This window comes from Siccibacter turicensis LMG 23730 (genome assembly GCF_000463155.2).
GTDB classification, from domain to species: domain Bacteria; phylum Pseudomonadota; class Gammaproteobacteria; order Enterobacterales; family Enterobacteriaceae; genus Siccibacter; species Siccibacter turicensis.
The window spans coordinates 65,508-79,144 of record NZ_AWFZ01000050.1 but is presented as its reverse complement, the minus strand read 5'-3'; the positions used below and the strand labels follow the sequence as shown (position 1 = coordinate 79,144).

12 protein-coding genes are annotated in these 13,637 nt (G+C 58.2%); 5 read left to right on the top strand and 7 right to left on the bottom strand.

What is annotated here, in order from left to right; genetic code table 11:
* Nucleotides 1-46 precede the first annotated feature (46 nt).
* The 6 genes from gshB to metK form a co-directional block, all read right to left on the bottom strand.
* Entirely contained in the window at nucleotides 47-994 is a 948-nt protein-coding gene (gene gshB, locus DW58_RS16245) for a glutathione synthase (RefSeq protein ID WP_024550806.1), read from the bottom strand.
* A gap of 94 nt (nucleotides 995-1,088) precedes the next feature.
* On the bottom strand, nucleotides 1,089-1,820 hold the full coding sequence (rsmE, locus tag DW58_RS16240) for a 16S rRNA (uracil(1498)-N(3))-methyltransferase (RefSeq protein WP_024550805.1): 732 nt from the start codon (nucleotides 1,818-1,820) through the stop codon (nucleotides 1,089-1,091).
* A gap of 110 nt (nucleotides 1,821-1,930) precedes the next feature.
* On the bottom strand, nucleotides 1,931-2,638 hold the full coding sequence (gene endA / locus DW58_RS16235; RefSeq protein WP_024550804.1) for a deoxyribonuclease I: 708 nt from the start codon (nucleotides 2,636-2,638) through the stop codon (nucleotides 1,931-1,933).
* A 97-nt stretch (nucleotides 2,639-2,735) separates the two neighbouring features.
* Nucleotides 2,736-3,245 (bottom strand): SprT family zinc-dependent metalloprotease, encoded by a 510-nt coding sequence (locus tag DW58_RS16230; RefSeq protein WP_071789317.1) that lies wholly within the window; start codon nucleotides 3,243-3,245, stop codon nucleotides 2,736-2,738.
* A gap of 76 nt (nucleotides 3,246-3,321) precedes the next feature.
* The gene (locus DW58_RS16225; protein ID WP_024550802.1) at nucleotides 3,322-4,716 is read right to left on the bottom strand and encodes a sugar porter family MFS transporter; all 1,395 of its coding nucleotides are present in this window, start codon (nucleotides 4,714-4,716) and stop codon (nucleotides 3,322-3,324) included.
* Nucleotides 4,717-5,113: 397 nt separating this feature from the next.
* Complete coding sequence (metK, locus tag DW58_RS16220; RefSeq protein WP_024550801.1) at nucleotides 5,114-6,268, bottom strand: methionine adenosyltransferase; 1,155 nt, start codon at nucleotides 6,266-6,268, stop codon at nucleotides 5,114-5,116.
* A 521-nt stretch (nucleotides 6,269-6,789) separates the two neighbouring features.
* Here metK and DW58_RS21655 point away from each other — a divergent pair.
* The 4 genes from DW58_RS21655 to speB all read left to right on the top strand — a co-directional run bounded on the left by DW58_RS21655 (nucleotide 6,790) and on the right by speB (nucleotide 10,345).
* Nucleotides 6,790-6,933: a hypothetical protein gene (locus DW58_RS21655; protein ID WP_422663650.1), complete on the top strand. Its 144-nt coding sequence runs from the start codon at nucleotides 6,790-6,792 to the stop codon at nucleotides 6,931-6,933.
* 91 nt (nucleotides 6,934-7,024) lie between these two features.
* Nucleotides 7,025-7,237: an acid stress response protein YqgB gene (gene yqgB / locus DW58_RS21600; RefSeq protein ID WP_130099626.1), complete on the top strand. Its 213-nt coding sequence runs from the start codon at nucleotides 7,025-7,027 to the stop codon at nucleotides 7,235-7,237.
* Nucleotides 7,230-9,206: a biosynthetic arginine decarboxylase gene (speA, locus tag DW58_RS16215; protein WP_024550800.1), complete on the top strand. Its 1,977-nt coding sequence runs from the start codon at nucleotides 7,230-7,232 to the stop codon at nucleotides 9,204-9,206. Before yqgB ends, speA begins: the two co-directional genes overlap by 8 nt.
* 218 nt (nucleotides 9,207-9,424) lie before the next feature.
* Nucleotides 9,425-10,345, top strand: a complete 921-nt coding sequence (gene speB, locus DW58_RS16210) for an agmatinase (RefSeq protein WP_024550799.1) — start codon at nucleotides 9,425-9,427, stop codon at nucleotides 10,343-10,345.
* Nucleotides 10,346-10,449: 104 nt separating this feature from the next.
* Here the strand turns inward: speB and loiP are convergent, their stop codons facing one another.
* Nucleotides 10,450-11,223: a metalloprotease LoiP gene (gene loiP, locus DW58_RS16205; RefSeq protein ID WP_024550798.1), complete on the bottom strand. Its 774-nt coding sequence runs from the start codon at nucleotides 11,221-11,223 to the stop codon at nucleotides 10,450-10,452.
* Between the two features lie 277 nt (nucleotides 11,224-11,500).
* Between loiP and tkt the strand changes: the two genes are divergently transcribed.
* Complete coding sequence (gene tkt / locus DW58_RS16200; RefSeq protein WP_024549908.1) at nucleotides 11,501-13,492, top strand: transketolase; 1,992 nt, start codon at nucleotides 11,501-11,503, stop codon at nucleotides 13,490-13,492.
* Nucleotides 13,493-13,637 lie beyond the last annotated feature (145 nt).

Sequence of the window (13,637 nt, the reverse complement as noted above, 5' to 3'; positions counted from 1 at the left end):
GGCGGCGGGCAGGGTGGCCCGCGCCTGAACGTTTTCCGGTACGGCATTATTTCTTGAGGCGCGCCTCGATGGCGTCCATCAGCATACCGGTAATGGAAACCGGGAAAGCGGCTTCGATTTCACGGATGCAGGTTGGGCTGGTGACGTTGATCTCGGTCAGGCGGTCGCCAATGATATCCAGGCCAACAAAAATCAGGCCTTTGGCTTTCAGCGTTGGGCCAACGCGGCGGGCAATTTCCCAGTCGCTGTCGGTCAGCGGACGAGCTTCCCCACGGCCGCCGGCGGCCAGGTTACCACGGGTTTCACCGCCCTGCGGAATGCGCGCCAGGCAGTAAGGAACCGGCTCACCGTCCACCACCAGCACGCGCTTGTCGCCGTCCACGATCGCCGGCAGATAGTTCTGCGCCATGCAGTAGCGCGAACCCAGTTCGGTCAGGGTTTCTGCGATAACGCCGATGTTCGGATCGCCCTCTTTAACGCGGAAAATCGACGCGCCGCCCATGCCGTCCAGCGGTTTCATGATGATATCGCCGTGCTGCTGCCAGAACGCTTTAAGCTGCGCTTTGTTGCGCGTCACCAGGGTATGCGGGGTCAGATCGGCAAACCAGGCGGTAAACAGCTTCTCGTTGCAGTCGCGCAGGCTCTGCGGCTTGTTGACGATCAGCGTGCCCTGCTCCTCGGCGCGTTCCAGAATATAGGTGGCGTAGATAAACTCGGTGTCAAACGGCGGGTCTTTGCGCATCAGAATCACGTCGAGATCCGCCAGCGCCAGATCCTGCTCGCCGGTAAAGTCGTACCACTTATCGTAGTTCTGCTCGACGCTCAGGGTACGCGTGCGCGCCATGGCGACGCCATCGTTGAGGTACAGGTCCGCCATCTCCATGTAGTGCAGCTCATATCCGCGACGCTGCGCTTCCAGCAGCATGGCGAAGCTGGAGTCTTTCTTGATATTGATGGATGCGATGGGGTCCATCACGATGCCGAGCTTAATCATTGTGGTTCTCCTGTAAAACTGATGCGTAAGGCGTCAGTCATTATGGCAGCCGGGTCGGGGGCAGCGTGACAATTAAATGCCGCAGACGCTGATTTCAGCCCAAATCGCCAAAGCGCACCTGCAGTGCGGTAATGGCGGTGAGCGCGGTCGTTTCGGTGCGCAACACGCGCGGACCAAGCAGAATATCAGTAAACGCATGCTGCGCGGTCATTGCGATCTCCTCGGCGGTCAGGCCGCCTTCGGGGCCAATCAGCAGGCGTACCCGCTCGACCGGCTGGCTCAGGGTGTTGATGCTCGCCTGGGCGCGGGGATGCAGATTGAGCTTCAGGGCGCTGTCCTGCTCGGCACACCACGCTTCCAGATCCATGGCCGGGCGGATCTCCGGGATGCGGTTGCGGCCGCTTTGCTCGCAGGCCGCGATGGCGATCTTCTGCCATTGCTGAATCTTCTTGTTCAGCCGCTCCGCGTCGAGCTTCACGCCGCAGCGTTCCGAAAACAGCGGGGTAATCACGTTCACGCCCAGCTCGATGGATTTCTGAATGGTGAACTCCATCTTTTCGCCACGCGACATGACCTGGCCGAGATGAATGTGCAGCGGCGACTCGCGATCGTCCAGCGTGGCGCTCAGGATCTGTACCTGGACGCTCTTTTTGTCCGCGCGGATAATCTGCGCCTCAAACACCCGGTTGGATCCGTCGAACAGCTGCACGGCCTGCCCGGCCCCCATACGCAGCACGCGGCCAACGTGGTTCGCGGCGTCGTCGCACAGCGCGACCTCATCGCCAACGGTGAGAGGTTCAGGGTGATAAATGCGGGGGATGCGCATGGCGTCTGGTGTCCGTTCGCATGCGCTGGCGGCGCGTTCCTCCTGCTCTACGAGCGTGAAGGAAAACGGCGGGCCAGCGCAAAGTTAATCAAATTGCCCGCTAGTGTAGGTTAGCTCTTTCGCGCCTGGCAAGACTTCAGCACGTAAGGGTTATGGTTGCCCTGCACCCTGGCGATGCGTGCGTCGCGCTCGCACTCCCAGTCGGTAACCGGGTAGAGCTTGTCCCAGGCGGTGAAGAGCTGGGTCTGCTGGCGAGAGAGCGACAGCTGATACTGGTCGCGCATATAGAAGTAGGTGCGGGCGATGGCGCCGCGCGCGCGGGCCGGCGGCTCAGCCAGCTTCGCTTTGACGTTCACCTTCATGGGACACTGGCCGTACTGGCCTTCGCCGCCGTTCCACTGACTGTACATAAAGTTGCCGCGATCGCCGTTCACTTCACCCACCGCAGGCTGCAGGTTGTGCATATCGCTCTCAATCTGGCGATAGACCGGATCCTTCGCGCAGTTCTTACGCCCACCGTCCTGCCAGCACTGGCGCTGGTGGCCGAACTGCCAGGCGGGTACCACGTGTTCCCATTCGATTCGGCTGGCGCGGTTTGCGTTTTTACGCACCTTATAACCGCACGAGGCTAAATCGACGTCACCTTTCTTACCGTGCCAGTCGATTTTGCAGCCGCAGTAAAAGTCGCCCGGCGCGTCGGCGTTCACCTTGACGCTGGCGGCTTTCGCCTGGGCGAAGCTGTTGATGCCCTGGGCATAGCCCGGGAGAGTGAAGAGGGTGGCGGATAACGCCAGACTGATAATGCCGTTACGCAACATGGCAGACTCCTTGTCAAAACGAGCCCGCACCGTACCCAGAGATGGCGTCGGTTGCAATCAGTAACCGCTAAAAAATTCCAGCTGATAACGCCGCGCGTTACGCGTCGTCGGAATGGGGCGTCAGGCGGTTGCCGCACTGGGTGCAGCGGTATTCGGTTTCACCGCGCACCACGCGATTGTGTCGCCGGACGGTAAGCTGATGAAGCTGGCAGCCGCAGTGGTAAGGGAAGGTATTCGCGCGTACCGACGTCACCTCGAAACGGTGCGTGCGGCGAGCCGGTACCCCCAGCACGCTCTCCATCATCCACTTCCACTCTTTGCCATGCGGGGCGACGCGGCCAAAGTGTTTCCAGACCAGCAGGTGCGCCAGCTCATGCGGAACCACCTCATCAACAAACGCCTGCTGGTTTTCCAGCATCAGAATCGGATTTAAGCGGATTTCATAGGGTTCAAGCCAGGCGGTACCGGCGGCCGTGCCGCGCTGCTGGTAGACCACGCTCGGCTCCGGATACTGGCAGTCGAGCCGCTGGTTTGCCAGGGCGAGCTTGTCGCGCAGGCTGCGCATAACGGCTTGCTGAAGGGCGATGGGAAGACGTGGGGATTTCATAACGGCAGAGAATAGTGCGCGGGCAGGGAGGCTGCAAGAAGAAACCTTCTCCCCCGCAGGGGAGAAGGGGAAAGCGTTAGTCGCGTGAACCGATATCGCGCAGACGACGCCCTTTCATCAGGTTACGTTCGATGTGCTCGAGGGAGATGTGCTTGGTCTCCGGCACCAGCCACAGCGTCAACACGATGAAGAACAGGTTCAGACCCGCGTAGACCCAGAAGGTGTTGGCGTTGCCCAGCGTGTTCAGCATGGTGAGGAAGGTGGCACCGACGATCATGTTGGCAATCCAGTTGGTCGCGGTGGAGAGAGTGATACCGAAATCACGCCCTTTCAGCGGCTGGATTTCCGAGCACAGTACCCAGATCAGCGGACCGGCGCTCATGGCGAAACCGATGATAAACATCAGCAGCATGGCAACGGCAAAGTACTGCGCGGTCGCGGAGTGGATACCGATATGCATCATGGTACCCAGGATACCCATCCCGGAGGCCATCACGATAAAGCCCAGAATCAGCGTCGGCTTACGGCCCCAGCGGTCAACCAGGCCGATAGCGATAAAGGTCGCCAGCACGTTGGTCAGACCCACGATAACGGTACCCCACATCTGCTCAGTGGTGTTGCTGTAGCCCGCCAGCTCAAAGATTTTCGGCGCGTAGTACATGATGACGTTCATCCCGGTGAACTGCTGCATCACCTGCAACAGCACCCCAAGAAACACCGCGCGACGGAAGTTGCTGTTCTCTTTAAACAGCGCCCAGCCGCTCTGCTTCACCTTCAGGCTTTCACGGATCTCTTCCAGCTCGCGTTTCGCCTCGGCGCTGGAATCACGCAGCTTGAGCAGCACGCGCTCTGCGTCGTGGAAGCGACGTTTAGCGGCGAACCAGCGCGGGCTGTCCGGCAGGAAGAACACGCCGATCAGCAGCAGCAGTGCCGGGATGGTGATGATGCCCAGCATCCAGCGCCAGGAGCCGCTGTAGCTGAATGCCGTATCGGAAAGATAGGCGCCCAGAATACCGATGGTGATCATCAGCTGGTACATCGAAATCATACTGCCGCGAATTTTTTCCGGGGCGATTTCAGACAGGTACAGCGGGGCGGTGTAAGAGGCGATACCTACCGCCAGACCCAGCAGCACGCGGGAAAGGATCAGCACTTCAACGTTCGGCGCTGCCGCAGAGCACAGCGAACCGATAACGAACAGCACCGCGCCGATCATCAGGCTGTACTTACGTCCCAGCCGTGAGGAGAGCCAGCCGCTGCCGACGGCACCGACCGCCGCACCAAACATCATCGAGCTAACGACCCACTCCTGCTGGTGAGAGGTTATCTGGAAATCATCGGTAATGAAGGGTAATGCACCGGCGATAACGCCAATATCCAGGCCAAATAAAAGTCCCGCCAGGGCTGCGAGAAAACAGACAAAGAACGTCATTGTCTTGTGGGAATGCCCCTGTTTTTTATTGTCAGGCATTATGCCCTCCAGTTGGGTTGTCACTTTTTCGATGTAAAGGGTAGGTTAGCGCATCGTAAAGTTATGTGAACCAAATCACATAGGTGTAATCGGTTACATTACGCTTATTTTGGCGAAAACCGAAATAATCAGTTAATACAGGGGTTTATTATACATTAAGCGCAGCGGGGTGGGGCAAAATCAGACTAAGCCGAACGGCAATGTAACAGCATGCACATATTTCTTTAAAAAACAGTCCACAAGCAGCTGCGTTTCAACAAATGCGCATGTAATCGCTTTCAGAAAAGTCCGGGAAGACAGGCGCAGGAAGGGGAATTCGGGAAAGCACAGCGCGGGACGGACGCATAAAAAGCAAAAAGCCAGCACGAGGCTGGCTTTTAACGTGGGACGCGGCGGGTTATTTCAGACCGGCAGCATCACGCAGCAGCTGGGCTTTGTCGGTTTTTTCCCACGGGAAATGTTCGCGACCAAAGTGACCGTAGGCTGCGGTTTCTTTGTAGATCGGGTGCAGCAGGTCCAGCATCTGGATAAGACCATACGGACGCAGATCGAAGAACTCGCGAACCAGCAGGGTGAGCTGCTCAGAGGCGATTTTCTCGGTGCCGAAGGTTTCCACCATGATGGAGGTCGGTTCCGCAACGCCGATAGCGTAGGAGACCTGAATCTCACAGCGGTCGGCCAGACCGGCAGCAACGATGTTTTTCGCCACGTAACGCGCCGCATAGGCCGCGGAGCGGTCAACTTTTGACGGATCCTTACCGGAGAATGCACCGCCACCGTGACGCGCCATGCCGCCGTAGGTGTCGACGATGATCTTACGACCGGTCAGACCGCAGTCGCCCATCGGGCCGCCGATAACAAAACGGCCCGTCGGGTTGATGAAATACTTGGTGGACGGCGTCAGCCACTCAACCGGCAGAACCGGCTTGATGATCTCTTCCATCACCGCGTCCTGCAGATCTTTCTGGGCGATCTCTTCAGAATGCTGGGTCGACAGGACTACCGCGTCGATACCAACGATCTTGCCGTTGTCATACTGGAAGGTCACCTGGCTTTTCGCGTCCGGACGCAGCCACGGCAGGGTGCCGTTTTTACGCACTTCAGCCTGACGCTGTACCAGACGGTGCGCATAGGTCACCGGGGCTGGCATCAGCACGTCGGTTTCGTTAGTCGCGTAGCCAAACATCAGGCCCTGGTCGCCCGCGCCCTGCTCAAGCGGATCGCTGCGGTCAACGCCCTGGTTGATGTCCGGGGACTGTTTGCCAATCGCGCTCAGTACCGCGCAGGAGTTGGCATCAAAGCCCATATCGGAGTGAACGTAACCAATCTCACGCACGGTGTTACGGGTGATCTCTTCGATATCAACCCAGGCGCTGGTGGTGATCTCGCCGCCAACCAGTACCATGCCGGTTTTTACGTAGGTTTCGCACGCGACGCGCGCTTTAGGATCCTGCTCGAGGATTGCATCCAGCACCGCATCGGAAATCTGGTCAGCAATTTTGTCTGGATGCCCTTCGGATACGGACTCAGACGTAAAAAGGTGTTTTGCCATGTTCTCTTTCACCCTGGATAAATCGGTAAGCTCAACGGTTATAAGGATGCCCGAACAGCAATCCACTGGCGTACAGGTTAAGACGCGCCGTTGAGTGTTAATCTGCATAACGTCGCAGGGCCTGGCTTTGCATAATTGGCAGTAGCCAGACGCCCGTCAGGTATTTAGATGGATTAACATCTGGACGGCTATTCTAGGTTAAATCTTAACCCTATTTCCAGCAGTTTTTGATGTAGCGCACTGTTTGCTTATCGGCAGCAATGCGTTTTTCCTGAAGACTCCCGGTAGTTACCCAATTTTATTTTGCTTTTTACCCCTGTTCCCGGTATAAAACGGCGCGCGCGGCGAGTGCCCTTTTTACTCTGTCAGCGAGGTGAAATCCCCCGCCTGCGGCAGAGCGCAAAACGGTACGCAACAGCGATCGACGAGTTCATCGTATCGCCACTTCCTGCCGGGTTAAACGACTGATAGCTTTGGCTTTCGCTGGTCATAACAGGCTGGCGTGGAGGTGATAACAGATAATGAACCACACCGTTTCGCACCGTCTGCCGCACCGTTCTGGTGCGCGTTTGTCCCCCGTTATCTGCATTTCTGGTTTGCTAACCTGCCGATGTTATACCCATCTCGGCGCTTCTCAGGATCTCAGGGCCCGTCAGGCTCAGTGAACACTGAACAAGGGCGCTCTTGCGAGGCAAGAGTTTTCTCGTGGTTTCGCCGTCCCGTCATACAGGGTTCGGATACGTGTTTTACAATGATATGAATATGAAACCGGTCGCGCAGTCGGCGTTTCAGCGCTATGTGCTGGAAAGTCGGACTGTTTATGGGTTGTTATCGCAACTTTGGGCTGCGATAGTAGTCAACTGTTTTACACCCGTTGTCTTTCGGGACGCAGAAGCGACGTCGGCTTTCTGCGCCCTGGAATCCAGAGGGTATACACTTTCGACAATAATTGAGGTTCGCTATGTCTGACGACATTTCTTCTTCTTCGCCTTCGTCAGCGGGCGAGCAGGGTGTACTACGTTCCATGCAGGAGGTTGCGATGAGCTCCCAGGAAGCCAGCCAGATGCTGCGCACGTACAATATTGCCTGGTGGGGCAATAACTATTATGACGTCAATGAGTTAGGGCACATTACCGTCTGCCCGGACCCGGACGTTCCGCACGCGCGCGTCGACCTTGCCAGACTGGTTAAGGCACGTGAAGAGCAGGGCCAGCGCCTGCCCGCACTGTTTTGCTTCCCGCAGATCCTTCAGCACCGTTTACGCTCCATCAACGCGGCGTTCAAACGCGCGCGTGAGTCCTACGGCTATAAAGGCGACTACTTCCTGGTCTACCCGATCAAGGTAAACCAGCACCGTCGCGTAATTGAATCCCTTATCCACTCTGGCGAACCGCTGGGGCTGGAAGCCGGCTCGAAAGCGGAACTGATGGCGGTGCTCGCCCATGCGGGCATGACCCGTTCCGTCATCGTCTGTAACGGCTACAAAGACCGCGAGTACATTCGTCTGGCGCTGATCGGCGAGAAGATGGGCCACAAGGTCTATCTGGTGATCGAGAAGATGTCGGAAATTAAAATCGTGCTGGAAGAAGCCGAGCGTCTGAACGTGATCCCGCGTCTTGGCGTGCGTGCGCGTCTTGCCTCGCAGGGTTCCGGCAAATGGCAGTCTTCCGGCGGCGAAAAATCGAAGTTTGGCCTGGCGGCCACGCAGGTACTGCAGCTGGTTGAGATGCTGCGCGAAGCCGATCGTCTGGACAGCCTGCAGCTGCTGCACTTCCACCTCGGCTCCCAGATGGCGAACATCCGTGATATCGCCACCGGCGTGCGTGAATCCTCGCGCTTCTACGTGGAACTGCACAAGCTGGGCGTCAACATCGAATGCTTCGATGTGGGCGGCGGCCTGGGCGTGGACTACGAAGGGACACGCTCCCAGTCCGACTGCTCGGTGAACTACGGCCTGAACGAGTACGCCAACAACATTATCTGGGCCATCGGCGATGCCTGCGAAGAGAACGGCCTGCCGCACCCGACGGTGATCACCGAGTCGGGCCGCGCCGTGACCGCGCACCACACCGTGCTGGTTTCCAATATCATCGGCGTGGAGCGTAACGAATACACCGAGCCGACCGCGCCGTCGGAAGACGCGCCGCGCCCGCTGCAGAGCATGTGGGAAACCTGGCAGGAGATGCATGAACCGGGCACGCGCCGTTCCCTGCGAGAGTGGCTGCACGACAGCCAGATGGATCTGCACGATATTCATATCGGCTACTCCTCAGGCTCCTACACGCTGCAGGACCGCGCCTGGGCTGAACAGCTCTACCTGAGCCTGTGCCAGGAAGTGCAAAAGCAGCTCGATCCGCAGAACCGCGCGCATCGCCCGATTATCGACGAACTGCAGGAGCGCATGGCGGATAAAATTTACGTCAACTTCTCGCTGTTCCAGTCGATGCCGGATGCCTGGGGTATCGATCAGCTGTTCCCGGTGCTGCCGCTGGAAGGGCTGAACCACGCCCCGACGCGCCGTGGCGTGCTGCTGGACATCACCTGTGACTCCGATGGCACCATCGATCACTACGTTGATGGCGACGGCATCGCGACCACCATGCCGCTGCCGGAATACGACCCGGAAAACCCGCCGCCGCTGGGCTTCTTTATGGTGGGCGCGTATCAGGAGATTCTGGGCAACATGCATAACCTGTTCGGCGATACCGAAGCGGTTGACGTGTTCGTGTTCCCGGATGGCAGCGTGGAAGTGGAGCTGTCCGATGAAGGCGATACCGTGGCAGATATGCTGCGTTACGTTCAGCTCGACCCGGATACGCTGCTGACGCACTTCCGTGACCAGGTGAAGCAGACCGATCTCGACACCGCGCTGCAACAGCAGTTCCTTGAAGAGTTCGAAGCCGGACTGTACGGCTACACCTATCTGGAAGACGAGTAAGCGCCAGGGCCGCATGGGTGCGTCGTTACGCGGCTGGTGCGGCTCTCTGGCGGTCATGTTCTATACTTGCGAACATGACGACGCCAGGCTTGAACCCGGTTGAAATTACGGCGATAATCCGCGCCAACATGCTGTACACGAATCAATCCCTTCCTCGTCGGGTTTAACGACGCGGAAGGGATTTTTTTTACATCTTTTTCTGACGAGAGGTTTCGCTCATGAGCACCTTAGGCCATCAGTACGATAACTCCCTGGTTTCCAACGCCTTTGGTTTTTTACGCCTGCCGTTGAATTTCATGCCGTATGAAAGCGACGCTGACTGGGTGATCACCGGCATTCCGTTCGATATGGCAACCTCCGGCCGTTCGGGCAGCCGTTTCGGACCTGCCGCTATCCGCCAGGTTTCCACCAACCTCGCCTGGGAAGGCAACCGCTTCCCGTGGGACTTCGACATGCGCAAGCGTCTGAACGTGGTGGACTGCGGCGACCTGGTGTACAGCTTCGGCGATGCGCGTGAGATGAGCGAAAAGCTGCAGGCGCACGCCGAGCAGCTGCTGGCCTCCGGCAAACGGATGCTGTCGTTCGGCGGCGACCACTTCGTTACGCTGCCACTGCTGCGCGCCCATGCGAAGCACTTCGGTAAGATGGCGCTGGTGCATTTCGATGCGCACACCGATACCTACTCCAACGGCTGCGAGTTCGATCACGGCACCATGTTCTACACCGCGCCGAAAGAGGGCCTCATCGATCCGAACCATTCGGTGCAGATCGGTATCCGTACCGAATTCGATAAGGACAACGGCTTTACCGTGCTGGACGCCGCGCAGGTTAACGACCGTACGGTGGATGATATCCTGGCGCAGGTGAAACAGATCGTCGGCGACATGCCGGTCTACCTGACCTTTGACATCGACTGCCTGGATCCGGCGTTTGCCCCAGGTACCGGTACGCCGGTGATCGGCGGCCTGACCTCCGATCGCGCGCTGAAGCTGCTGCGTGGCCTGAAGGATCTTAATATTGTCGGTATGGACCTGGTAGAAGTGGCGCCGGCATACGATCAGTCTGAGATCACGGCTCTTGCTGCGGCAACCCTGGCGCTGGAAATGCTGTATATCCAGGCCGCGAAAAAAGGCGAATAACGCCGGCGTGTTCTGACGGCGCGTTGCCGTTATCGCACGGGCGCTCACCGCGCAAACAAAAAGAAGGCTCCCGCGGGAGCCTTCTTTCTTTTAGAGATAACGCGTTATTGCGCCGCTGGCGGCTGTAACCCGTCGGCTTTCATGCGGTCGCGAATGTGCTGCGCACGTGCTTCAGATGCCGGGTGATCGTCAAACATGGAGCTCTGACGGCCCGCGTCCTGCTTCGCCAGCTTCTCGAAGCTGGTCACCAGACCTGACGGATTGATGCCGCGCTTGCGCAACAGATCGTAGGAGTAGTCATCCGCTTCGGCTTCCTGACGCTGGGAGAACTGGGCGTTTACCAGCTTCTCGCCCAGCGCACCGAGCTGAGACTGGGAGAGATTGCCCAGCACGCCGCCAGCCGATGCTGCCGCCACGCGCAGCGCGTTGGTGCCGAGCGCCACCTGCATACCACGCTTCACGTGGCCCAGCGCAACGTGGCCCATCTCATGACCAATCACCGCTTCCACTTCGTTGTCGTTCATCATGTCCATCAAACCCGAATAGACGCGGATACAGCCGTTCGCCATGGCAAAGGCGTTGACGTCTTTAGTGACGTAAACCTTGTAGTTCACCGGCTGGCCATTGATGTTGTCCCCCAGCGCGGAAGCAATTTTATTCAGTCGCTGAGTGTAGGTGCTGTTAGCCGGCGCCAGGCTGGCTTTGCTGTCCTGCTCTTTACAGGCTTCGTCGCTTAAGGTTTTAACCTGCGCATCGCTGAGCGAATACGCCTGATAAGCCTCTGCGCCAGAGGAGAGCAGGCCGTTTTGGTCCATATTCTGACAGCCTGTCAGGAGTGCAGCCGTACCGAGGCTGAGTAAAATGGCACGCATTTTCATGGTGTAGCTTCCGCAATAAGTGGTCGAGAGTGACTGATTTCACAGCGCTTAACGCTGCGCAGTGGGGTGAGTATAAAGAAGATAATGCGCAGCGCGCGAGAGACTTGCGCAACCTGCGAGCACGATCCAGAGATTTCTTACGCGGCGCAAGGATGCTCCATGTACATGCCATGCCGCTTGGGTTACATTGTTGGCACTTTTTCGGGCGTAGCCCATAACGCGTAGTCGTCAAGTCAACAATCAGACATGGCCTTCAACTATCCGATCTGGAGTCAAAATGTCCTCTCGTAAAGAGCTTGCCAATGCCATTCGTGCGCTCAGCATGGACGCCGTACAGAAAGCCAAATCCGGTCACCCGGGTGCCCCTATGGGCATGGCTGATATCGCCGAAGTTCTGTGGCGTGATTTCCTGAACCACAACCCGCAGAACCCGTCATGGGCCGACCGCGACCGCTTTGTGCTGTCCAACGGCCACGGCTCAATGCTGATTTACAGCCTGCTGCACCTCACCGGTTACGATCTGCCGATTGAAGAGTTGAAAAACTTCCGTCAGCTGCACTCGAAAACCCCGGGTCACCCGGAAGTGGGTTACACCGCAGGCGTAGAAACCACTACCGGTCCGCTGGGCCAGGGCGTGGCCAACGCCGTGGGCATGGCGATCGCAGAACGCACGCTGGCGGCGCAGTTCAACCGTCCGGGTCACGACATCGTGGATCACCACACCTACACCTTCCTCGGCGATGGTTGCATGATGGAAGGCATCTCCCACGAGGTGTGCTCGCTGGCCGGTACGCTGGGCCTTGGCAAACTGATCGCGTTCTATGACGACAACGGCATCTCCATCGACGGCCACGTTGACGGCTGGTTCACCGACGATACCGCGAAGCGTTTCGAAGCCTACGGCTGGCATGTGGTACGCGGCGTTGACGGTCACGATGCGGATGCCATCAAGCGCGCCATCGAAGAGGCGAAAACCGTTTCCGACAAACCGTCCCTGCTGATGTGCAAAACCGTTATCGGTTTTGGTTCACCAAACAAAGCGGGTACCCACGACTCCCACGGCGCGCCGCTGGGCGACGCCGAAGTTGCGGCGACGCGTGAACAGCTGGGCTGGAAATATGAGCCGTTCGTCATCCCGCAGGAGATCTATGCCCAGTGGGATGCGAAAGAAGCTGGCGAAGCGAAAGAGCGCGCGTGGAACGAGAAGTTTGCGGCCTATGCTAAAGCGTTCCCGCAGGAAGCTGAAGAGTTCACCCGTCGTATGAAGGGCGAAATGCCGGCTGAGTTTGCGGCGAAAGCGCAGGAATTCATCGCGAATCTGCAGAAGAACCCGGCGAAAATCGCCAGCCGTAAAGCCTCACAGAACGCTATCGAAGCGTTTGGCAAACTGCTGCCGGAGTTCCTCGGTGGTTCCGCTGATCTGGCGCCGTCCAACCTGACTATCTGGTCTGGTTCCAAAGCAATCAACGAAGATGCCGCAGGTAACTACATCCATTACGGCGTGCGCGAATTTGGTATGACCGCTATCGCCAACGGTATCGCGCTGCACGGTGGCTTCCTGCCGTACACCTCTACTTTCCTGATGTTTGTTGAATACGCCCGCAACGCCGTACGTATGGCCGCGCTGATGAAACAGCGTCACGTGATGGTCTACACCCATGACTCTATCGGTCTTGGCGAAGATGGCCCGACCCACCAGCCGGTTGAGCAGCTGGCAGCCCTGCGCGTTACGCCGAACATGAGCACATGGCGTCCGTGTGACCAGGTTGAATCCGCGGTTGCGTGGAAGTATGCGGTTGAACGTCATGACGGCCCGACGGCGCTGATCTTCTCTCGTCAGAACCTGGCGCAGCAGGATCGTACCGAGCAGCAGCTGGCAGATATCGCCCGCGGTGCTTACGTCCTGAAAGACTGCGACGGTCAACCGCAGGTGATCTTCATCGCCACCGGTTCCGAAGTTGAGCTGGCGGTTGCCGCGTGGGACAAACTGGCTGCTGAAGGCATCCGTGCGCGCGTGGTCTCCATGCCGTCCACCGATGCGTTCGACAAGCAGGATGCCGCTTACCGCGAAGCCGTACTGCCGAAGGCCGTTAGCGCACGCGTGGCTATCGAAGCCGGCATCGCCGATTACTGGTTCAAATACACCGGCCTGAACGGCGCTATCGTCGGCATGACCACCTTCGGTGAGTCTGCCCCTGCCGAGCAGCTGTTTGAAGAGTTCGGCTTCACCGTGGATAACGTGGTGAGCAAAGCGAAAGCGCTGCTGTAACCGGTCATCGCTACAACGAAACGGGTCGCTCAGGCGGCCCGTTTTTTTTGCCCGTGCGGCAACAGCCCGCTTTTATTCAGCGCGGCACGGCAAACGGCGTAAATTATTCCATTCAAAATGTGACCTGCGTCATGAAGTGAAGTTA